Raw genomic sequence first — 22210 nt, forward strand, 5'->3', positions numbered from 1 at the left:
ATTTCACAAGTTGTATAATACGTTTTTAAATTGACCGGAGTGTAGCCATGGCAAAGCACATTTTCGTAACTGGCGGAGTGGTCAGTTCTTTAGGTAAGGGGATTACCTGCGCTTCCATGGCAATGTTGTTGGAACGTCGAGGCCTCAATGTACGCCTGCAGAAATTTGATCCATATCTCAATGTTGATCCTGGAACCATGAATCCTGCTCAGCATGGAGAAGTGTACGTTCTGGATGATGGTACTGAAACCGATTTGGATCTGGGCCACTACGAGCGATTTACCAATGCAGAACTCGATCGGCATAGCAATTACACTTCTGGTCGTATTTACCAGACTATCATCAATAAAGAACGACATGGAGACTATCTGGGCCAGACGATCCAGGTGATTCCCCATGTGACTGATGAAATCAAGCGATGTATCCACTTGATGGCAAAGCCAGAAACAGATGTCGTCATAACTGAAATTGGCGGCACGGTAGGCGATATTGAAGGTCTGCCTTTTCTGGAAGCGATTCGCCAGTTTGCGCTGGATGTCGGCAAGCACAATTGCCTTTACGTTCACCTGACCCTCGTGCCATATCTGAAAGCGGCACAGGAGTTGAAGACGAAACCCACACAGCATTCTGTTGGTATGTTGAGGCAGATCGGTATTCAGCCGGATATTTTGATTTGCCGGACTGAAAGAGATCTCTCCGAGGAAATGAGAAAGAAAATAGGTCTGTTCTGCAATGTGGAAAATCGTGCAGTCATTGCTGAGAAAGATAGAGATTTCAGTGTTTATGAAGTGCCCATCAGCTTGCATGAAAAGAAACTCGATGAACTAATCATCGAAAAATTTGGACTGACATCTGCTGCTCAGCCACCCAATCTGGATGAATGGATGAAGATGCTTTCCAAGCTGAAGAATCCTGTGCATGAGGCCAATGTAGCAGTCGTTGGCAAATACATGGAAACACACGATGCCTACAAGTCCATTTATGAATCACTGGTTCATGCAGGTATTGCCAATAGCACACGAGTTCGCATTACCAAGGTTGATGCTGAAGATCTCGAAGATGAGCAGCGGGCAGATAGTCTCTTGAGCGGGATGGACGGCATTCTGGTCCCGGGTGGTTTTGGAGACCGAGGCATAGAAGGCAAGATCATGGCAGTCAAATATGCCAGGGAGAACAACATCCCATTTTTTGGTGTCTGTCTGGGAATGCAATGCGCTACGATAGAATTTGCCCGCAATGTGCTTGGCCACAAGGACGCCAGCAGTACGGAATTCACCGATGATACGCGCTACCCGGTCATTTGCATGATGAGCGAGCAGGAAAAAGTTCAGGACATGGGTGGTACCATGCGATTGGGACAGTATCCCTGTGACCTTCTTGTAGGCAGCAAGGCCTATGAAGCTTATGGCAAAGCATCCATCATGGAACGGCATCGGCATCGTTATGAATTCAATAATCAGTTCCGTTTCCAGTTCTCTGAAAAAGGATTTCTACTGTCAGGACTAAGTCCAGATGGGAAATTAGTGGAAGTCATTGAACTGAAGAATCATCCCTGGTTTGTTGCAGTACAATATCACCCGGAATTCAAATCCAAGCCCATTCAGGCACATCCCTTATTCAGGGAATTTGTGAGAGCAGCCCGCGACCGGCGAAGGTCGCAGAACGGAATGATTGCAGAGGCCCCTGCCACCTCGAGCGTACAGGCTCGAAGTGCGAAAGAAAACATGCATAACAAAGATGAAAAGACGGCATCATACTCATGTTAACGCTTTGGACCTGTTCGAAAGTACGATACAATCAAGCGTTGTATTGATATGCCAGGTACTGTAAGCTACTTTATGCTATATTCAATCGAACTTCAGGTTGCAGCAGTTGGTAATTCAGAGCATCGAGTAAAAGCATGTTGATCGGTCAAACCATAGGTCCATTCAAAATTGAAAAAGAATTGGGCAGTGGAGCTATGGGCACGGTATATCGTGCCACCTTCAGCAAGGATGATACCAAACAGCGTCGAGTAGCTATCAAAGTCATTGCTCCCGGCCTAGGTGATAACGAAAGAATCCAGGCACGGTTCGAACGGGAAGCCACTATCCTCAAGCAGTTGAAACACCCAAACATAGTCAGATTGCTAGCAACGGGCAAGTTTCAGGGACGCCCGTTTTATGCCATGGAATACATCGAGGGGTATTCGTTAGATCATCAGTTAGCCACCAAGGGAAGAATACACTGGGAAAAACTTATCGAACTGGGTAAGCAGATCTGTGCATCGTTGCAGCATGCTCACGATCATGGAATCATCCATCGTGATCTGAAGCCTTCCAACTTGATGATTGACAGGCATGGCAATGTGAAATTGACTGACTTTGGAATTGCCAAAGACAGTGACATGTCCGGTCTCACGTCTGCGAATTCAACCGTTGGTACAGCTGCTTATATGTCGCCTGAGCAGTGTCGTGGTGAACGCGATCTCACACCCAAGTCTGATCTATATGCATTGGGAATTGTCTTTTATGAACTGTTAACCGGTCGCAAACCATTCGCGGCTGAAAATGCGATGGACATGTTTATACAGCATGTCTCTGGTACTTTTGAACGGCCAGCTCGTATCGTCATGGATATTCCACCCTGGATGGATACGCTGGTTTGCCAGTTGATGGAGAAGAAGCCCGAACATCGCCCTGCTGATGCACGGACGGTGGCTCAGGCTCTGGATGAAGTGCGACAACGTGTTGAATCGCATAAAAGTCTTGGTGCTGAACTAGCGAACAAGGTCGCCCGTAAAGGCGATGGCAAAGATAAACAACTCGCTGAGGAAATTGTTGCTGGAAAGAAGATCAAAAAACGCAAGGAAAAGGCCAAAGTAGAATTCAGGAAACAACTGCTGGCTGCGGCAGGAATCAGCGTGCTACTGATTGGCGTGGTTTTTATGATTATCTACGCCATGCAGGGTCCTGGACCTGTTGCCATGCTCAATTCAGCCGTGAAGAAAATGGAAAAGTTTGATGCAGCTTTAATGGCTGATACGAGCGATTCCTATAAAGTTTTTGAATATTGGGAGGATGCCAGAACGGAACTCGAGAAACTGCGAGGCAAATATCCTGAAAGCAAGGAAGCGACCATTGCAAAAGAGCATCTGGAGTTTCTGGAAGCGGGAAATTATTACCGATTAGGCAAAGGAATTCTGGGTACTGAACCTGTAAGTAATTGGGGTAATGCTTACAAAAAAGGCTATGAAAAACTCTACGAACTCAAGACCCCCGCATCGAAGACCTTTGTTGATCGTGCCCGAAAAGAGATTATGGAGTATCATGCTCCGGTATTGCTCGCAGAAAGCAAAGCCAAGGCAGATATAGACAAAGAATCCGATTGGCCCGAAGCGATCAAAAAACTGACCATGGTACAGCAGTTTTATCCGGAATCACCTTCTTTTCCTGAAAGTATGGATTTACTCAATCGTTTATTGGCACACCAAACTGCGCTGGAGCAACTGAAAAAGAAAGACATACTGAATAATCCGGAATGGAAGCGAACCGCGAGTAAATTTGAGTATCAGGCGGTGCTGGCACTGAATGATGAACTTCAGGCGCAGCCCGAAGCAGCCATCGAAAAATGGAAAATACTCAAAGAGGAAGGATTCAAACAGCAGGACGAAAAAAAGAAATTTGTCGATAATCCGCAGTATCGTCCCTGGATTCAGTTGGCACAGGCGAAACTGGAAGCCTTCTCGAAATCGGGTTCTCGAAAATAACTTTAGCTTTTCTTCATTGCTGCATAGGCTTCCAGGGCCTTGTTGCGAGCTTGCTGATGATCGACAATAGGAAATGGATAGGATGATCCGAGTTTAATTCCAGCCTTTGTTAAAGTTTGCTGACCAGCCTGCCAGGGTTCATGAATGAATTCGTCTGGCAATGATCCAATCTCTGGAATCCATTTTCGAATATAGGCTCCTTCGGGATCAAAACGCTTTCCTTGCTGCATCGGGTTGAAAATGCGGAAGAATGGTGCAGCATCTGCGCCACACCCAGCAGTCCATTGCCAGCCCATCGTGTTGTTCGGCAAATCTGCATCAACCAGAGTATCCCAGAACCATTCCGCTCCCTGCTGCCACGGTATGAGCAGATGTTTTACTAGAAAGGATGCAACCACCATGCGAACTCGATTGTGCATCCATCCTGTAGTCCAGAGCTCGCGCATGCCCGCATCTACCAGCGGATAACCAGTCTGCCCCTTCTTCCAGGCATTAAACCACTTAGTATTCGACGACCACGGGAAATGACTGAAATGTTCTTTCAGCGGCTTACAGTCAGAATCCGGATAATGGTAAAGGAGATGGAATGCAAACTCCCTCCAGGCGATCTGTCGTAAAAACGGCAGAGCAGTTTGCCGGGAATCCGGCCGATTGATGCAGGCATGCCAGATCTGGCGAGGACTGATCTCGCCAAAATGCAGGTGTGGCGAAAATTGACTGGTACCCTGGCTGCCCGGCAAATCACGTCGACTTGAATATAACGCGATGGCGTTCCGACGAAATTGATCGAGTTTGGATATTGCAGTCTGTTCTCCCGGTTTCCAATAATGATAAAATTGCTCATCCCATGGGATTCGAGGCAAAAGTCGGAGTGAGTCGAGCTTTTCTGAAAAGGGCATCTTTTCGGGTGCTCGAATCCCCGAAGGCGGCGGTTCAGGTGCGCGAGGAACTGCCTTGGACAGACACGCATTGCAGAACGGAGTGAACACCTGATAAGGTGTTGATGATTTATTTTGTATCTCCCATGGCTCAAACAGCAGGCTGCCATTGAAGCTCTCTACCTCAATCCCCTGCTCTTTCAGAGTAGTCTTGATTTTTTCATCGCGTTTTCGGGCATATGGCTCATAGCAACGGTTCCAGTGTATCCGTACAGCCTTTGATTCCTGAATGACTGCAAAAAGCTGCTCGAGTGGATTTCCCGTCCTGAGAATCAGCCTGGAGCCTGCATTCCTCAGGCTAGTATCTAATGCAGCCAGTGAATGGTGCAGCCACCACTGGCTGGCTGCTCCAGGTTTCCACGGGTATTTGCTGTCATCCCAGATGTAGAGCGGAATCACATCGCCACGGCTGACTGCTGAGTGTAACGCCGGATTATCATGAAGGCGCAGATCCTGCCTGAACCACATGATGGTAGTCATGCGTTACCCGTCCAGAATGGTTATGAAGGATTGATCATCTGCCTTAGGACATAAGGCAGAATACCTCCGTGACGGTAATATTCGACTTCTTGAGGCGTATCGATTCGCACGGTGACAGTAAATGAAGTACGTTTTCCATCGGGTGCAACAGCCAGGACGATTATGGTCTTCCCACTGGCAAATCCGGTTGCAACTCCCTTGGCAATGCCATCGATTTCAAAGGTTTCTTCCCCGCTCAGTCCCAGCGATTGTGCGTTTTCACCTGGTCTGAACTGCAATGGAAGAATTCCCATGCCAACAAGATTGCTGCGATGAATTCGTTCAAAACTCTCAGCGATCACAGCTTTCACACCTTGCAGCATTGGCCCTTTGGCTGCCCAGTCGCGGCTGGAACCTGAACCATATTCCTTGCCAGCGAGGATTATGGTTGGTGTACCATTAGCCTGATACTTCATGGCTGCATCGTAGATCGACATTTGCTCGTTGGTTGGAAGGTATCTGGTCACGTTGCCTTCGACGCCAGGTACCAGAAGATTCTTAAGACGAACATTGGCAAAGGTGCCTCGCACCATCGCTTCATGATTGCCTCGACGAGCGCCATAGCTGTTGAAGTCGGCCTGACTGACGCCATGTGACAAAAGATAAGCGCCTGCTGGGCTATTTGCCTTGATGTTGCCTGCTGGTGAGATGTGATCGGTAGTGATGCTGTCACCTAATAGGGCTAACACCCTGGCATGATGGATGTCACAGGTTGCGCCAGGAACTTTGGTCATGCCATCAAAGTAGGGTGCTTTCCGAATGTAGGTAGAATTCTCATCCCATTGGAAGAGATCACCAGCAGGAATAGGCATATTTTTCCACTGCGGGCCGCCATCAAACACATCTCCATAACTTTTGGCGAACATGTCTGAATTAATCGATTCCTTGATAGCTTTCTGTACCTCCTGTTGGGTTGGCCAGATGTCCTTCAAGTAAACTAGCTTGCCATCCTTGCCTGTACCCAGTGGATCTTGTGTCAGGTTGAGATCAATTCGTCCAGCCAATGCGTAAGCAACAACCAGAGGGGGAGACATCAGATAGTTGGCGCGAATTTCACCATGAATTCGACCTTCAAAGTTTCGATTGCCGGATAATACGGAAGCAGTCACCAGGTTTTTGGTTTCAATTTCCCGGGAGACTGCTGCAGGTAAGGGTCCGCTGTTTCCTATGCAGGTGGCACAGCCATAGCCCACGACGTTGAACTTGAGTTGTTCAAGATAAGGCAGCAGTCCAGCTTTAGTTAAATAATCAGTAACGACTTTAGATCCAGGTGCCAGACTGGTCTTAACCCAAGGTTGAGTGTGCAGTCCTTTTTCAACAGCTTTCTTGGCCAGGAGGCCTGCTGCCAGCATGACGGCTGGATTACTGGTATTGGTACAACTGGTAATCGATGCAATGACAACGAAACCATGATCTAACGAAAAACCATTGCCGTTTGTTTGTTTCTGTGGAACAGGTGCAGCCATTTCCAGCGCAGGCTTTTTGGGTTTAGTGGCTGCGAGCATGCCTGGCAAAGCTGATTTGAAACCGGCTGAAACATCTTTGAGCACAACGCGATCCTGGGGGCGAGATGGGCCGGCGACACTTGGTTCAACGGTGCTCAGATCAAGTTCAAGCACATCCGAATAGTTCGCCTCAGGCGTGTTGGCATCATGGAACAGGCCTTGCTCTTTGTAATAGGTTTCAACCAGGTTGATCTGTTCCTGCGAGCGCCCAGTCAGTCGCAGATAATTCAGAGTAACATTATCGACTGGAAAGATACCGCATGTTGCGCCATATTCAGGAGCCATATTCGCAATGGTGGCACGATCTGCCAGTGGTAACTCCGCTAGGCCAGCACCGAAGAATTCGACGAACTTTCCAACGACACCTTTCTTTCGCAGCATCTGTGTAACAGTGAGGACAAGATCGGTGGCAGTTGCCCCTTCCTTGAGTTTGCCAAGCAGTCTGAAACCAATAACCTGGGGAATAAGCATGACAACAGGTTGGCCAAGCATGGCTGCTTCGGCTTCGATGCCACCAACGCCCCAACCTAATACACCGAGGCCATTGATCATGGTGGTGTGAGAATCGGTGCCTACCAGCGTATCGGGATAAGCTTGATTGGCTTCATTGACAAACACCACGCGGGCCAGGTATTCCAGGTTCACCTGATGCACTATGCCATTCTGTGGTGGCACTACTTTGAAATTTCTAAATGCCTGCTGGCCCCATCGGAGGAATGCATAGCGTTCCTGGTTTCTTTGAAACTCGATGGCAGTGTTTTCAGCCAGGGCAGTTGGGGTGCCAAAAACATCGACCTGAAATGAGTGATCAATCACCAGCTCCACTGGCTGCAAGGGATTGATTTTTTTGGGATCACCACCCATGGCAGCGACCGCATCACGCATGGTGGCCAGATCAACTACGCAAGGCACACCTGTGAAATCCTGCAGAATCACCCTCGCTGGGCTGAAGCTGATTTCCTTGTCAGGTTCTGCCTTGGCATTCCACTGTGCCAGTGCTTCAATATCCTGCTTGCGGACACTGATGCCATTATCGTTACGAAGAAGATTTTCCAACAGAATTTTCAGTGAAAACGGGAGTTTTTCTGCGTTGGGAAATGCTCGGTATACTGGGGCAAGCCGGTGAAAGGTGTAGTTCTTCCCTCCTGCGGAAAGTGTACTGAGAGTATTGAAAGAGTTGCTGACTGATTGCATCGTGCCTTGTCCTGTAAATGCATGGTATACGAGATTAACAGCTATTGTAGCTTTAGTTGCAACAGGGTGAACATGATCTTAAGAATTCTATTTCGGTACGAGCAAGAGGTTCTTACACCATGCTGTTGAGTATTTCTACTCCACGCTGCAGTGTCGTATCGTCAACAGCGTAACTTATCCGGAAATGTGTATCCTGCTGACTGAATACGTTGCCGGGCATAATTACCAGGTTGTTCTGAATGGCTTTCTCAGAGAATTGAGTCGCACTTCCAGCAGGACATTTTGGGAACACATAGAAAGCGCCTCCAGGTTTGGTTACTTCATACCTGGGGTTCAAATTTGCCAGCACCCAGTCACGTTTGGTTTGGTATTCCTTTTTGTATTTATCCATCGCATAATCCCAGGCGATCATTCCAGCAGCTTGAGCCATGGAAGGGGCACAGACGAATGTAGCCTGCTGAATGGCGATCATAGCTCGAATCAACGGAGCTGGGCCATAGGCGTAACCTAACCGCCAGCCGGTTAAAGCATGTGTCTTGCTGAAACTGGAACAAACAATGACGTGCTCGGCATACTTTGCTGGACTGATATGCGTTTGGTCGTAAATGAAGGTGGAATAGATTTCATCGCTGATCAGCCATATGCCTCGTATATCGGCAAGCTCAGCAAGTGCTTTCACACGTGCAGGTTCGGCCACAACACCAGTTGGGTTTCCGGGACTGCACAAGATAAATGCTTTGGTTTTTGAAGTGATGGCACGGGCAACCTGATCGGGGTCTGGTTGAAAATGTGGATAGGTAGAAATGTAGGTGACTTTAGCGCCCAACAGGCCTGCCAGTTGCGGGTATGCTACAAAGTAGGGATCGAGAATCAGTAATTCATCATCGGGATTGAGAATGGCCTGCATGGCAAGTGTCAGCGCACCGAGTGTGCCACAGGCAATGATCACATCATTGTTCTTTTCATTTTGTTTATCGAGGCTGGTTTTTATCAATTGTCGCAAATCTCCGTTTCCGCTGGGCAGAGTATACCCATTCATGCCCTGCTGAATGGCTCGTATAGCCTCACTTTTTATTTCATCGGGAACATCAAAATGTGGCTGCCCAACTCCCAGATTCACGGGCTGTTTGAGCTGTCTCGAGAGCTCAAAGATTCGTTGAAACTGACTGGTAAGAAAAGGAACAGTACGGTCGGCTAATGTGGTGGGCATAGTTCGATTCACGCGTTTATTTCAAGCTCTCAGCACATCTTATCAGTTTAATTGCCGCACAGATATATCTGCTGAATCGTGTTGTACTTATATCATGTCAGCATGAAGAATCGTAAAGCAATTCCAGACAAAGGGCCGACTCTTACAACATGGGGGGCAACTCGAGCAGTATCGGGTTCCATGCACATGCTGGCCACCGGGAAGCATCAAATACTCCTTGACTGCGGCTTGAATCTTGAGCCGAATAGCCAACGCAGAAATGATGAGTTCCCATTCGACCCTCGTGATATTGATGCTGTAGTTCTCAGTCATGCCCACCTGGATCATAGTGGCAATTTGCCGACCCTGGTGAAGCATGGTTTTCATGGGCCAATCTACTGCACACCTGCAACTCAATCGCTTCTGTTTCCGTTGCTGGTTGATTCAGCCAAAGTGCAGACCCGTAAGATTTCGACATATCAGGGTGATAACTCTGTCCTTTACAACGAATACGATGTTCATCAGACTTTAAAGCTGCTCAAGAGCATTCCGTATGATTGTCCATTAACACCCGTTGATGACGCGCAGTGCACCTTTCACGATGCAGGACATGTACTGGGTTCTGCACTGATTCATGTTCAATTCAGCAATGGCACCAGAGACAGGAGCCTTACATTTACAGGCGATCTGGGTCGCTTATCCTTTCCATTCCTCAAGCCAGTCAGTGCACTTCCTGAAAGTGATTTGATCGTCAGTGAAGCTACCTACGGAGGGCGCTTCCATGATAATCAACCTTCTCTGGAATCCAAATTCGCATCAGTCGTACAGAGAACAATCGAACAGGGTGGCAAGGTTCTGATTCCCGCATTCAGCCTTGGACGGGTACAGTTGATTGTGCATACCCTGATGAAGTTGATCCGACAGGGTAAGCTGGATAAAGTTCCAATCTATGTTGACAGTCCTTTGGCAATTGAAATTCTGCAGATCATGAAAGAGCATCTTGATCTTTTTGCTTCAAACATCAGTGATGTATGGAATACCAAAGAGGAGTTTCTTCAGGCCGATAATGTTCACTATGTTCTCGAAGCAAATGAGAGTACTGCGCTTGCTGAAGATGGTCAGCCATGCATTATCGTGGCGTCAAGTGGTATGGGTGAGGGTGGAAGAATCATCAATCATATGAAACATGCTATTGATGATTCTCGCTGTACCATCATTCTTGTCAGTCATCAATCTTCAGGTTCATTAGGCAGCCGATTGTTGCAACCGGGGCCGACCGTCAGGTTTGCTGGTCGTGAATGGAACAAATGGGCAGAAGTGGTACAACTACAGGGGTTTTCAGGACATGCAGATCAGGGGGACTTGATGCAACTGCTGTTGCCCCATGTGGAGACAGGATCCCGAATCAAACTGGTGCATGGCGAAGAAACATCCATGTTGGCCTTGCAATACGCATTAAATTCGGGTGACTCATCCCAGATTCAGATTGCAGAGACTGGAGAATGCGCAATAATTTGAACAGGATAAGAGTGATAATTGTCCTTGCTACTTTTACGATGTATCTTACATTCAGGTCAAAGATTCCGCATATTATTGAGTTGCCATGAAACGAGAAGATTGGATAGCGATACTTCAGAAAGTGCCCGAGAACTTACATGATCAAGTAGTTTTCTCGTTATCTACTGGAATTGACGTATATACGCAGCGATTGCTTCAGCAGGGTGAAGAAATGTTGTTGCTGCGAGGCCGACTTGGCGGTTCGGATGAAGGCGAACGAATCTTTATGATTCCATGGACTGAAATCAAACTTATGTTCTTCAGCAGGCCCGTTGAAGACGAGATTCTATTCAGGGTATTTGGTGATTTGATAGGTGGTGTGCGCAAATCGATGGCTGCCAAGGCTAAGAAGGATGAAGAGAACGAGGAAGCAGAAGAAATGGAAGAAGAAGCCAGGCCCATGCCAGTGAGGTTGCCGGCAGCAAGTGTACAAGCCATTGCAGATGCTTCACCCAAGAGTGGAGTCAGCATGGATGAATTACGTTCGCGATTGCTGCAACAACGCAGGCCGCCACCGAACACGCAAACTAATAAACCTGGGCCTGGCACTAAATCGCAGGGTAAACACTAATCAGCAATGAAACCGGAACAGCAATCATACCCTGGTTTTGGCCAGGAATCGCCTATTCATAGTATTCAACCCGGCGGTGGTTGGGGTATGTCAGTTGAACTGTTATGGGGCAAGTTTCGTCGCTGGATATTGAAACGTTTCTGCAGAATGTATGTAACTGAGCAAGCTGCTTCCAGACAAGGTGATTGCAGCACTTGTCCAGGCCGTGCACAGGGCTGTACCGGAGAAGTTATCGATTGCCGTGATCTCAAGTACTTCAATACCGTTTGCGGTTACTCATTTCCAGATCAGCAGCATCATCGTTTTGCCTGGCGTGAGAAACTGTTCTTCGCCAGATGGGGCTTGGCAGAACTTATTATGTTCACGCTGGGATGCATGCTGGCATCCTGTGCAGTGGGTTTGTTGGCATATGCTGAAACACCGTATTGGCTAACCATCACCTTGTCTGTGCTTATATTCCTCTTTTGGCTTGAGATCATCTGGTTCTTCCGTGACCCTCCGCGAAAGATCCCAGAGAATAATTTCGCTGTTGTTAGTCCAGCAGACGGCACCATCGTGGAAATTTCTGAAGTAGATGCTGAGGGCTTTCCTGAGGGTAAGGCATTCCGAATCGGTATTTTTCTTTCGGTATTTAACGTTCACATCAACCGTTCTCCGGTTACCGGAACCGTTACGAAGTTGCGGTATTTTCCTGGTCGCTTTCTCAATGCCATGAAGACTGTCTCCGCTCGTGTGAACGAGCAGTTATGGATCGATATGCAGCATGATCAACTGAACTTTCCGTTACGGGTGACTCAAATATCCGGTGCACTGGCCAGGCGGATTGTCTGCGATTTGAAAACAGGGCAGAAAGTAATTAAGGGCCAGAAGTTTGGCATGATCAAACTCGGATCGAGAACGGAATTGTATCTGCCACATAACCTGGATATTGATCTGCAGGTAAAAATCGGAGACAAGGTACGAGGTGGAAGTAGCGTATTGCTGCACATCAAAAACTAAACCAGTTGCAATGTGCCGCGGGTAACTCCGAGTTGTTGAGTTGCTTTCAGTTTCTGCCAGGCATGCTTGCCATCTTCTCTGCCATGCAGAATATTGAAATAGGTTTCGAGCAGGGTCTCCAGTTGTTCGTGGGTTTCGTGCAGTAGTTCAATCCTGAATTGTCTGACTCCCAGCTTGATCATTGAGGGGATATATTCTGCTGCTGATTGTGGCACATCGTGATACACCGTGTTCCGACAACCGGCATCAGCCATCACAGGGAACCTTGCTCCCAGGTGATCTTTCAATTCAACCCGATGCCGATCACACGGTCTCCCGCAATCACGCCAGTCTTTACCCTGCGAAAGCAGTGCAGCAAATACGCAGTGCTCATTATGGAACATGGGCATGTGATAATGCACAACCACTTCAAACCATTCCGGCCTGACTCGCTGCAATAACGACTGTATCTGCACCCAGTTGAGATCGTAACCAGGCGTAATGCGCTGGAGTTGTTGTTTGAGATACCAGTGTGTAGTTGCGTCATTGACGATGTTGAGAGAAAAGTCGCCAATGATTGGTATGTGAGCAGCATATCGTTTGAAATAGGCTATACTTGAAAGGTTTCTAGCCAAAATCACATCAGGTTGATAACTTGCAATCAACCTCAGCCAGCTTTCTTCACCAGGCTTGATGACACGAAGAGTCGCGACACCGATGCGGATATCCGCAATCCGTGCCTGTTGAATTGCATCACGATACTTTCTGATATCTTCAAAGTCACAATACACGATCGCGGGTTTATGGTCTGGATGAGAACTGATGTACTCCACAACCATACCGAGTTGTTCCAGAGAACGAATCAGTAGGCATAATTGAGCATCAGGGTGTGTCTGTAAGGGTTGAAATGAGTTAAATAGCTGTTGACGCCATTCAGCTAGTCGCTTCTTCATTGGAATGACACTAATCTGGTGAGGCTTATTCTTCATTTCACGATTTAACAGCAATTGAACCACAGCTTGTCTGCGTAATTCGTTCAGTACACTTTTGGGAAGCATGACGTTATCGGGCAGATCAAGCTTCAGTCCTTCGAGTTTGTATGGCGTATCGCCCAGGCGAGAAAGCTGATCAAACACCACTGGGCGTGCGGTAGGGTGTTTCTGCGCCAGTGTGAGTGGCCCTGGCCAAGTGGCTGATGCAGATTCCACATCGTCAGTGGTTAAGGTTAATTTTACATATGAGTTTAATCTGCCTTCGAGATGAGCATGAACCCTATTTCGCTCTATGGGCTTATCTCTTGCAAAGCTCTTTTCGAGTTTCTTGCGTAGTGCTGGATCATCTGTCTTCCAGACAATGGTGCCTGCTGCTATATGACTGATATTAATTGATTCACGATCAAATTGGAGTTCAACAAGATCGCTTCTTCTCGCATGGGGGTTTAGTATCTTCCATACCCGTCCCCCGGTTTCATTTTCTTCAGGTTTACCTTCATCAAAAACCACACCATCGCCAGGTTTGACGAGCCAATCAGTAGGGATACTGGCATCTGACAATTGAACAACAACGCCATGAGATGTTGTTCCAAGCACATTGCCTATCCTGACGCCTCGTTTCTTGGGAGATCGTCCAGGCACCAGTGTCTGGTGATTGATGCCAGTAAGAAAGCCGTGTGATAACCCGCGTGAAAATGTTTGTTCCAGCTCTAGAACTTCTTGACGTGTCAGTACGTCCTGAATTGTGGTAGCCGTGCTCGATTTATCCTCTTGAACAATGCTGTCAATGGCCTTGCGATAGGCTTTAACTGTCGCAGCAACATAGTCAGGCTGTTTTAGCCGCCCCTCGATTTTCAAGCTAACCACACCGTGTTGTGCCAGCGATTGAACGAGATCATAGGCAGCCAGGTCTTGCGGGCTGAGTAGATAGGATTTCGCATTCAGTTCTCGATGTTTGCCATCAACATAAAGATCATATGGCATGCGACACGCCTGGGCACATTGTCCGCGATTGGCGCTTCGCCCGCCAAGGGTTTCGGAAGTCAAACACTGCCCACTGTAGGCGACACAGAGGGCGCCATGCACAAATACTTCGATTGGTATATCTGATGCATGATGCACTTTGCTGATTTCAGCAATTGAGAGTTCCCTGGCTAATATCACTCGCTGAATATCCAGAGACTTCACCAGGCTAATACCCAATGAATCAGTCAGCGACATTTGCGTTGATGCGTGTACATGAAGTGCAGGCATCAATTGCTTCAAAGCCCATGCCAGGCCAACGTCCTGCACGATGACTGCATCGGTTTCTGCAAGTTGGATGCGTTCCAGCAACTCGAGAACTGCTTCGAATTCATCAGAAAAGATAAGAATGTTGAAGGTGACATACCCTTTAACTCCCCGTTCATGGAGATAGTTCATCAGCTTGGGTAATTCATCAGGTTCGAAATTATGGGCACGATGACGGGCGTTAAAGGTTGTCAAACCGAAATAGACAGCATCCGCACCATTTGCCACCGCTGCCTTGATGCAATCCCAATCGCCTGCAGGGGCAAGCAGTTCAGGCTTATGTGCAGATGCGGGCATGTGATAAACGTGGTTTTATGATGATCTGCGCGGGGTATTGGCCTGCGCCAATTTGAGTACTTCGTAAACCAGCTTGTTAATGCCCAGGGCTGCTTCACCAATGCGGTGTGCCAACATATAAGCTGGTGTTGTTACTATCTTCTGATCAGCATCAATCACAACATCATCCACAGGGCAACTGATGTGCTCGGCTCCCATGGCTTCAAGGTGATTAGCGGTTTCTGGATCAGTTCCGATGGTGAGTCGTGGTGAGCCGTTCATACCGAGTACTTTGGCAAGTATCACCGGAGCGATGCAGATTGCACCAATGGGCTTGCCGGCCCGGTTGATAGCGATGAGGAATTTACGAAGAGCCGGATCTACTTCACAATTGGCATTCCTGGTTGCGTAATCACAAAGATTCTTGGCCGCGCCGTAGCCTCCAGGGAGAATGACGGCATCGAATTCGTGTGGATCTGCCTTTGCCAAGTCACTGATATTGCCACGCACGATTCGGGCCGCTTCAATCATGACATTGCGTTCTGCATGCTCAGGTGTTTTGCTTACGTGGTTTATTGGCTTAAAATTTTTGTCAGGAGCAAGGCATTGTACCTGGACTCCAACCTTATCGAGGGCAATCAAAGTCAGAACTGTTTCGTAAATTTCGCTACCATCGTATACCCCTGCTCCACTGAGAATGACTGCCACGCGCAACATGATCTCGCTCCTGCCAGATATCCTATTACGATATCAACAAGCAATAGATCGCAACAGTCTTTTTCTCTATCAATTGAAATGCATCCGATTCTTGGTAGTACTATTACAACCCGCCGCTACCCATTGTCAGCCTGTGTCTGTACAGGTAGCAAGAACAGTACATACGCAATCAGTTCAGAAGGAATGACATGCCTGTGAATGCCTACCCACCCGGAACCAAGACTGTTTTGGTAGTCGATGACGACCACGATATTCTTTTTGCAATACGTGCTGCCGTGGAAAGTCGTGGCTACCGTGTAATTACCGCAAGTGATGGTAATGCTGGCCTGAATGTCGCGGAACGTGAACGCCCGGATATGGTCATTGTCGACATGATGATGCCCAAAAAGAGCGGCTTCCTTGTGCTGGAAAGACTCAAGGCAAAAGGCCGGGACTGGACTCCCAAGATGATCATGATCACCGCCAACGAAGGTGGCAGGCATCGTGCTTATGCAGAGATGCTGGGAGTAGACGAATACCTGAGAAAGCCATTTTCGATGGATAAACTTCTGGACAGCGTGAAAAAACACTGTCCACTGGAAACTGTAGACACGACTCCCGCACCTACAGAAAGTGAATCACCCTGATGATGGTAAGTATTACATCCGGAAACAATTACGAGGCTACAGAAGTTTGAGTTTTGTTATCCTGCCTGTCTGCACCCACTCTACCACGTAGATGTTCCCATGTACATCAAAGCATGCATCATGTGGATGCACAAATTTTCCAGAAACCCATTGCTTGGGGTCGTTACGTATTTTGTGTTTTTTGACTTCTGCAATCCAGGCTGCATCATCACCAAAGCGTGCAAGGATTTCGTTGTTTTTGCCCAGCAAAGTCACGCGGCCATTTAATTCTGGAATAACCGCCAGTTCCTGATGGAAGTCAATGTTACAAGGCGCTTCAATACCAGGGACTACGCCGATGGTATCGCCGTTTAAGCTGGTGTAGACAATGCGATTGTTGCCCCGGTCGGCGATGGCCAGCAATCCTTTTCGGCCTGGTCGATTGTCAATCCACAAGCCATGCGGGGTCATTAAGCCGTTGAGGTCTTTGCCGCTCCCGCCAAAGGTCCTCAGCCATTTCGCATCTTTGGAATAATGGTGTATGTAGCTGGAGCCGTATCCATCACCAATAAAAAAGCCACCGTCATCAGTAAATGCAACATTGGTAGGCTTGTACTTCTTTTTCCCATCATAGACATTGGGTTCCGTAGGTGCATTCAACTTCCAGACCTGTTCGCCTTTCAAATTGGTTTTGATGACCTGATTGTGATGAACGTCACAGAGATAGAGAAACTCCTCACTTCCCTCCTTGCGGGCATCAATGCCATGTCCACCTGGATGGTACTCTTTGCCAAAGGATCGAACGTACTTGCCTTGTGGATCAAAAACATGAACAGTGTCTTGGGCAGGAGTGCCGCCATGCCCCTGCATGATTACGTAAGCAAAGCCAGAACTATCGAAGCAGAGTCCATGGCTGGTTTGCCATTGATGAGTGGAAGGTAAGGTATAACAATCGTGAATGCACTCATACCGTCGATCGCCAGCCGTAAAGATCGGGTTCCGAGTGCCTGACTTGTTGGTACCTTCTGGAAATGCTGATGTACCGGCAGTTAGCGTAGCAACTGTAGCTGAAAGGAAAGTTCGACGGTGCATGCTGTTCTCCCAATCTGCTTGGAACTCATTGATTAGCTGATGCACAACAGAATAACCTGAAAGTTGTTGCATGACAACAGTTTGCAGATCGGTATGATGTAAGTATCTAGACAGGCAAATTCACCATGACACCAACGACTGAACCGCCATCCAGATCTATTCTTGATCCAATTCCCAACCAGTATCCTCAGCGTGATTATCTGATAAACATCCGGTGCCCTGAGTTTACTTCGGTTTGTCCCAAAACAGGTCAGCCTGACTTTGGCACGTTGAATTTCAGCTATATTCCGGATCAGGTCATTGTCGAACTGAAATCGCTGAAGCTTTATCTGCAGGCCTACAGAAACGTAGGAATATTTTACGAAGTGGTTGTTAATCGCATCCTGGATGATTTTGTTCAAGTCATTCAGCCACGTAAACTGACTCTCACGGGTGAATTTACACCACGAGGCGGCATCAGCTCTGTTATCACCGTTGAGTATGCCAAGGAAAAATAAATATGCTACCAGCAACAAGAAGATCGTTCACCATGTACTGCCTGGGTGGTTCGTTGTTGCCTTGCGCAATCCATGGCGATGAACCAAAGCAAAAGCAGAATAGTGGCCCGGTTGAAGCGCCATTCACACGAGATTACCCGGCTCCATCATTCAAGCCATCCTGGAAAAAGCAGCAGTTGAACCGTCAACTGGTTCAGGACTTTGTCATCTATGCACACTCCGATTTGGCTATGGTCAGGAAACTTCTCGAAACGGAATCTGCACTTCTGAATGCTGCCATGGACTGGGGTGCTGGTGACTGGGAGACTGGGTTGGGTGGTGCATCACATATGGGTAGACGGGATATTGTTGAATTTCTACTGGAGAAGGGGGCGAGACCAGATCTCTTCTGTTCAGCCATGCTGGGGCAACTCGAAGTTGTCAAAGCGTTGTTGACCATGCAACCCCGCTTGATTGATGCCAAAGGCCCGCATGGCTTTTCGTTGCATTTTCACGCTCAGGCAGGAGGCAAGCAGGCTGAACCTGTCCTCGAGTATCTGCAAACCATCAAGAAAATTGAATTGAAGCCCATACCGTTCAAAACTGCGCCAGCCAAGAAATAGAAGCTGTTGAATTAAATCAACTCTGATTGCCCGCAGCAACTTGTTGGGCACAGGTATTGCTATTGCATCAAATCACGATTTTGATTCAAAATAGACCCGTTGATCCAGAAGAGATTGGTCATGAGCCAGAATAGTGGAAAGCAATCACAAGCACCCAAACTCTGGATTAAGCTAGTCATCAGTGCAATTATCCTGTTTCATTTATCAGCAATCATTTCGCACGTATTATCTGGCGGTGGTCCGTTTGTCATGAGGCAGGCGTCCGCCTTCTATCGGCCATATTTGAAGACCATGTGGCTGGACAATGCCTATCGCTTTTATGCTCCTGATCCAGGGCCTACAGAAGTACTCTGGTATCACTTGCGATATGACGATGGTTCAACACGCTGGACACAGGTTCCTGATCGCGACCAGTTTTATTTACGAATGCCCTTTCAACGTCATATGTCCATTGCTCTGCTGGCTTCCATGATGACAGAGCAGGAAGTAGTGAACCCCAAAGATGATCCAGCTTCAGCCGCTAGTATTCTGGTCAATAATCGCCCGACGATGCGAACGGTACTGACTCCTAGTGGAGAGATTTATTATCGATCCTATGCCAGACATATTGGCAGAGTGCATGGAAAACACCCACAAACCGGAGCATCCCTCGTCTCGATGGACTGCTACATGGTTCAATACATTCCACGAACGCCGTATCACATGCGGATGGCCATTGATATGTATGATCCGCGAATGATCAGGATTCAATCCGTTGCAACATTCAGTCCATCGGGAACTATGTCCAATCATTCTCTGGGCTTCAAAGATAGAATCCCGGACGATTTCTTTATTGAACTCATGCAGAATGAAATTGTTCCCTTACTCGAAGCAAATGCGAATTTACCGCAGGGCGAACAACGTTCCATTATGCAGGTTATGAAAGATTATGGCATTCCCTACCCATTGATTCAGCCAATTGCCAAGCTCGTACCTGAGGAGCAAACGCAATTTTTCAAAAAGCCTTTAGACCGTGACAGCCTGCGTGAACGATATGCCAAAATCATTAAACGGGATGATAAAGATATCAATAAGCCCGTGATAGCAGACTGGCCAGAAAATAAACCTTCAGCACCAGAAAAGAAAACATCGGATACGGCCATTGATAAAGCAGGCTCATTGAAATAGTCAGAAAGTCTGTTCGTGTTACCATGGATGTAAAACATGATTGCAGTTCTAACATCTCTGTTTCATTATCTTTCTCGCCTGCCTGGCGCAATGGTTCGTGCTTGGGATCGGTTTTTCTTTACCCCCACAGATCCCATCATGCTTGGATTCATCCGGATTCTGGTAGGCTCCATCCTGTTCTACATTCATATTTCCTGTGTTCCTGTAGTGCTTGATTTCATCGGGCCGCAAGCCTGGGTTGATGAAGATGTCTATGCCGAGATACGTGCATTGCCTGAGCATGATAAGTACAAACTGAATGCTAAAGAGCCATCACAGAGTGATCTGGATCAGCAGGCAGTCCGGCGTGTGGGTATGTTGCCTTTTGGATTTTCACTCTGGTATGTGGTGACCGATCCATTCTGGATAAAAGTTACCTATTTTGCAGGTATAGGTTGTGTCGCATTATTTACTGTTGGATGGATGACACGCTTCACGGGAATCCTTTCGTGGGCCTTCCATGTCAGTTACATGCATCGTGCTATGATGATCTGGTTCGGCATGGATGCCATGATCAGTTTCATGATGCTCTATCTGTGCATCAGCCCGTGTGGCAAAGTACTTTCACTCGATACGTTGCTTGCTTATCGCCGTAGTCGTGCACAATGGAATTCGCAACAGCCTTTGTGGTCAGCTACGGTAGCGTTGAGACTGATGCAAATCCATATGTGCATCGTCTATTTCATTGCAGGTATTGCCAAGCTGCAAGGCAGCACCTGGTGGAATGGCATAGCAACTTGGATCACTATGAACTCGCCACTTTTCAATGAAGGGCTGGATATCAGTTGGCTGACTGATACCAGATTGGGCGAGTGGTTCTGGCATTATTTCAGCTTCATAACGACCTATGTAACATTGGCATTTGAAATCTGTTTTCCTTTTCTCATCTGGAATCGTTATCTCAGGCCTTGGGTGTTATTTGGGGCAGTTGTTTTGCATGTCGGAATAGGTTTGTTCATGGGACTGGGTGGATTTGGCGCCATCATGCTTGCAGGTTGTATGTCTTTTGTTCCAGCATCTGGCGTGAGATGGTTTCTCCAATCGATATTTGGACAAAATTCAAATGAAAAGCTGCCTTGATTACCATTGTCAAATTGTCGGAATTATTGCATAGGTATTAGTGTTCTAACAGTTTTCTACATTCCACAAGTGTAATCAGCAATGACGTTAAGCATTTACAACACCCTTTCCAGGAGGAAAGAAACATTTCACAAATCGCCTGGCGAAACCGTTACCATGTACGTCTGTGGCCCAACGGTCTATAAGCAGAGCCATATTGGCCACATGGTAGGGCCAGTCATCTTCGATGCTGTCAAACGCTTTCTGCAATTCCGAGGCTACCACGTCAAATGGGTAGTGAATATTACCGATGTCGATGACAAGCTGATCATCAGAGCCAAGGAAAAGAATACCACGGTGAGAGCCCTGGCTGAAGAAATGACCGAAGATTACAAGAAATGCCTTGAACAACTGAATGTTACCAGCATTGATGCATTTCCACGAGCCACGGAACATATCGATGGCATGATTGCCATGATGACGAGGCTGATTGACAAAGGTTATGCCTATGCCGCCGAGGGGGATGTCTACTTTGACATATCCAAAGACGAAGATTACGGAAAACTGTGCAACCGGAATCCGGAGCAACTGGAAGCTGGCGCACGAATCGAAGTGACAGGCAAGAAGAGGAATCCGGGAGACTTCGCGCTCTGGAAGGCTGCAAAACCAGGTGAACCAGCCTGGGATAGCCCCTGGGGTTCTGGCAGACCAGGCTGGCATATTGAATGCTCGGTCATGAGCCAGGCACTTCTTGGCGAGACCCTGGATATTCATGGCGGCGGTCTCGATCTGCAGTTTCCCCATCACGAAAATGAACTGGCACAATCTGAATCGGACACAGGAAAAACTTTTTCACGAATCTGGATGCACAATGGCTTGCTGAAACTGAGCAGCGGTAAGATGGCGGGCTCGATTGGGAATGTCCTCAACGTTGCTGATGCATTGAAGCATGTCAGTGGCGAAGTGTTGCGGTTCTTTATCCTGAATACCCATTATCGTTCGCCGATTGATCTGGGCGAATGGGATCCGAAGAACCCATCTCAACCGATACCCACGGCACTGGAAAGCGCCAGAAAAGCATACATGGGCTTTATCCGTTTTGCAGAACGGTTTGAGCGTATAACAGGTGAGAACCTGTACCAACAGAAAACAGCTTCTGACACGTTAGCCAATGTTGCGTATATTCCTGAGCTGCAATCACTGGTCAATCGTTTTCATGAGCACATGGACGACGACTTTAATACTGGTGGCGCAACTGCCGTACTATTTGAAGTATTGACCTTTCTGAATAAGTTTGCAGACCAGGCAAAACTGGAAAGTACGACCTCGCCAAGTGCAGAAAACCTGTACATATTCAAGCTGGGATCAAACGTCCTGCTCGATCTGGGCAGGTTACTAGGATTGTTTTACCAGACACCTGGAAGCAATGACAGAAAACAGGATAATCAGCTTGTTGATGGATTAATGCAGTTAATGATCGATCTAAGAAACAACCTCAGGGGCGAAGCTAAGAAAATTGCTGACAAGGCTAATCCCACCAAGCAGGCCCTGTTTCAACAGACAGATATCATTCGAACTAGATTAAATGAATTGGGCATTGTGCTGGAAGATCGTCCAACTGGAACCAGTTGGCGTATCGAAAGTAAATGACAATAAGATTCATCAAAATTCTGTA

Annotated in this window: 17 protein-coding genes; 11 read left to right on the forward strand and 6 right to left on the reverse strand. The window is 47.5% G+C overall.

Translation table 11 applies throughout. The features are described 5' to 3' along the window. Nucleotides 1–47 precede the first annotated feature (47 nt). Both JNJ77_06455 and JNJ77_06460 read left to right on the forward strand, forming a co-directional pair. Complete coding sequence (locus JNJ77_06455) at nucleotides 48–1766, forward strand: CTP synthase (GenBank protein ID MBL8822213.1); 1719 nt, start codon at nucleotides 48–50, stop codon at nucleotides 1764–1766. A 134-nt stretch (nucleotides 1767–1900) separates the two neighbouring features. Next, a complete protein-coding gene (locus tag JNJ77_06460) occupies nucleotides 1901–3748 on the forward strand; it encodes a serine/threonine protein kinase (GenBank protein MBL8822214.1) in 1848 nt (615 codons plus the stop codon). Nucleotides 3749–3750: 2 nt separating this feature from the next. Here JNJ77_06460 and JNJ77_06465 read toward each other — a convergent pair whose 3' ends face one another. The 3 genes from JNJ77_06465 to JNJ77_06475 form a co-directional block, all read right to left on the reverse strand. Next, nucleotides 3751–5166: a deoxyribodipyrimidine photo-lyase gene (locus JNJ77_06465; protein MBL8822215.1), complete on the reverse strand. Its 1416-nt coding sequence runs from the start codon at nucleotides 5164–5166 to the stop codon at nucleotides 3751–3753. Nucleotides 5167–5186: 20 nt separating this feature from the next. Further along, a complete protein-coding gene (gene acnA, locus JNJ77_06470) occupies nucleotides 5187–7904 on the reverse strand; it encodes an aconitate hydratase AcnA (GenBank protein MBL8822216.1) in 2718 nt (905 codons plus the stop codon). Between the two features lie 112 nt (nucleotides 7905–8016). Continuing rightward, a complete protein-coding gene (locus JNJ77_06475; GenBank protein MBL8822217.1) occupies nucleotides 8017–9114 on the reverse strand; it encodes an aminotransferase class I/II-fold pyridoxal phosphate-dependent enzyme in 1098 nt (365 codons plus the stop codon). Nucleotides 9115–9216: 102 nt separating this feature from the next. Here JNJ77_06475 and JNJ77_06480 point away from each other — a divergent pair, with 102 nt between their 5' ends. From JNJ77_06480 to JNJ77_06490, 3 genes are all read left to right on the forward strand, one after another. After that, nucleotides 9217–10611 carry an MBL fold metallo-hydrolase gene (locus tag JNJ77_06480; protein MBL8822218.1) on the forward strand — a complete coding sequence of 465 codons (1395 nt, stop codon included), beginning with the start codon at nucleotides 9217–9219 and terminating at the stop codon, nucleotides 10609–10611. 85 nt (nucleotides 10612–10696) lie between these two features. Continuing rightward, nucleotides 10697–11221, forward strand: a complete 525-nt coding sequence (locus JNJ77_06485; protein ID MBL8822219.1) for a hypothetical protein — start codon at nucleotides 10697–10699, stop codon at nucleotides 11219–11221. A 6-nt stretch (nucleotides 11222–11227) separates the two neighbouring features. Then, nucleotides 11228–12220: a phosphatidylserine decarboxylase family protein gene (locus JNJ77_06490; protein MBL8822220.1), complete on the forward strand. Its 993-nt coding sequence runs from the start codon at nucleotides 11228–11230 to the stop codon at nucleotides 12218–12220. Here JNJ77_06490 and JNJ77_06495 read toward each other — a convergent pair. Continuing rightward, nucleotides 12217–14778 (reverse strand): U32 family peptidase, encoded by a 2562-nt coding sequence (locus JNJ77_06495; protein ID MBL8822221.1) that lies wholly within the window; start codon nucleotides 14776–14778, stop codon nucleotides 12217–12219. The two genes, JNJ77_06490 and JNJ77_06495, sit on opposite strands and share 4 nt — an antisense overlap. 15 nt (nucleotides 14779–14793) lie before the next feature. Next, complete coding sequence (gene elbB, locus JNJ77_06500) at nucleotides 14794–15474, reverse strand: isoprenoid biosynthesis glyoxalase ElbB (protein MBL8822222.1); 681 nt, start codon at nucleotides 15472–15474, stop codon at nucleotides 14794–14796. A gap of 188 nt (nucleotides 15475–15662) precedes the next feature. On the opposite strand from elbB, the gene JNJ77_06505 reads away from it, so the two are divergent. Then, a complete protein-coding gene (locus JNJ77_06505) occupies nucleotides 15663–16100 on the forward strand; it encodes a response regulator (GenBank protein ID MBL8822223.1) in 438 nt (145 codons plus the stop codon). A 36-nt stretch (nucleotides 16101–16136) separates the two neighbouring features. Here the strand turns inward: JNJ77_06505 and JNJ77_06510 are convergent, their stop codons facing one another. Next, nucleotides 16137–17171, reverse strand: coding sequence for a peptidase (locus JNJ77_06510; protein ID MBL8822224.1), 1035 nt, complete (start codon nucleotides 17169–17171; stop codon nucleotides 16137–16139). Between the two features lie 125 nt (nucleotides 17172–17296). Between JNJ77_06510 and queF the strand changes: the two genes are divergently transcribed. The 5 genes from queF to JNJ77_06535 all read left to right on the forward strand — a co-directional run bounded on the left by queF (nucleotide 17297) and on the right by JNJ77_06535 (nucleotide 22185). After that, entirely contained in the window at nucleotides 17297–17668 is a 372-nt protein-coding gene (queF, locus tag JNJ77_06515; protein ID MBL8822225.1) for an NADPH-dependent 7-cyano-7-deazaguanine reductase QueF, read from the forward strand. Between the two features lie 176 nt (nucleotides 17669–17844). Continuing rightward, nucleotides 17845–18270 carry an ankyrin repeat domain-containing protein gene (locus JNJ77_06520; GenBank protein ID MBL8822226.1) on the forward strand — a complete coding sequence of 142 codons (426 nt, stop codon included), beginning with the start codon at nucleotides 17845–17847 and terminating at the stop codon, nucleotides 18268–18270. Between the two features lie 120 nt (nucleotides 18271–18390). After that, nucleotides 18391–19437, forward strand: coding sequence for a hypothetical protein (locus JNJ77_06525; GenBank protein ID MBL8822227.1), 1047 nt, complete (start codon nucleotides 18391–18393; stop codon nucleotides 19435–19437). Between the two features lie 36 nt (nucleotides 19438–19473). After that, a complete protein-coding gene (locus JNJ77_06530) occupies nucleotides 19474–20556 on the forward strand; it encodes an HTTM domain-containing protein (protein ID MBL8822228.1) in 1083 nt (360 codons plus the stop codon). Between the two features lie 81 nt (nucleotides 20557–20637). Beyond that, nucleotides 20638–22185: a cysteine--tRNA ligase gene (locus tag JNJ77_06535; protein MBL8822229.1), complete on the forward strand. Its 1548-nt coding sequence runs from the start codon at nucleotides 20638–20640 to the stop codon at nucleotides 22183–22185. Nucleotides 22186–22210: the final 25 nt, after the last annotated feature.

It is taken from the genome of Planctomycetia bacterium (genome assembly GCA_016795155.1).
GTDB lineage: Bacteria > Planctomycetota > Planctomycetia > Gemmatales > HRBIN36 > JAEUIE01.

Excerpts from the sequence above, each read along its gene's own strand:
- JNJ77_06465 (MBL8822215.1), bottom strand. The coding sequence starts at position 5,166 with ATGACTACCATCATGTGGTTCAGGCAGGATCTGCGCCTTCATGATAAT.
- elbB (MBL8822222.1), bottom strand. The coding sequence starts at position 15,474 with ATGTTGCGCGTGGCAGTCATTCTCAGTGGAGCAGGGGTATACGATGGT.
- JNJ77_06535 (MBL8822229.1), top strand. The coding sequence starts at position 20,638 with ATGACGTTAAGCATTTACAACACCCTTTCCAGGAGGAAAGAAACATTT.
- queF (MBL8822225.1), top strand. The coding sequence starts at position 17,297 with ATGACACCAACGACTGAACCGCCATCCAGATCTATTCTTGATCCAATT.
- JNJ77_06530 (MBL8822228.1), top strand. The coding sequence starts at position 19,474 with ATGATTGCAGTTCTAACATCTCTGTTTCATTATCTTTCTCGCCTGCCT.
- JNJ77_06510 (MBL8822224.1), bottom strand. The coding sequence starts at position 17,171 with ATGCACCGTCGAACTTTCCTTTCAGCTACAGTTGCTACGCTAACTGCC.
- JNJ77_06495 (MBL8822221.1), bottom strand. The coding sequence starts at position 14,778 with ATGCCCGCATCTGCACATAAGCCTGAACTGCTTGCCCCTGCAGGCGAT.
- JNJ77_06485 (MBL8822219.1), top strand. The coding sequence starts at position 10,697 with ATGAAACGAGAAGATTGGATAGCGATACTTCAGAAAGTGCCCGAGAAC.
- JNJ77_06480 (MBL8822218.1), top strand. The coding sequence starts at position 9,217 with ATGAAGAATCGTAAAGCAATTCCAGACAAAGGGCCGACTCTTACAACA.
- acnA (MBL8822216.1), bottom strand. The coding sequence starts at position 7,904 with ATGCAATCAGTCAGCAACTCTTTCAATACTCTCAGTACACTTTCCGCA.
- JNJ77_06455 (MBL8822213.1), top strand. The coding sequence starts at position 48 with ATGGCAAAGCACATTTTCGTAACTGGCGGAGTGGTCAGTTCTTTAGGT.
- JNJ77_06490 (MBL8822220.1), top strand. The coding sequence starts at position 11,228 with ATGAAACCGGAACAGCAATCATACCCTGGTTTTGGCCAGGAATCGCCT.
- JNJ77_06460 (MBL8822214.1), top strand. The coding sequence starts at position 1,901 with ATGTTGATCGGTCAAACCATAGGTCCATTCAAAATTGAAAAAGAATTG.
- JNJ77_06475 (MBL8822217.1), bottom strand. The coding sequence starts at position 9,114 with ATGCCCACCACATTAGCCGACCGTACTGTTCCTTTTCTTACCAGTCAG.
- JNJ77_06525 (MBL8822227.1), top strand. The coding sequence starts at position 18,391 with ATGAGCCAGAATAGTGGAAAGCAATCACAAGCACCCAAACTCTGGATT.
- JNJ77_06505 (MBL8822223.1), top strand. The coding sequence starts at position 15,663 with ATGCCTGTGAATGCCTACCCACCCGGAACCAAGACTGTTTTGGTAGTC.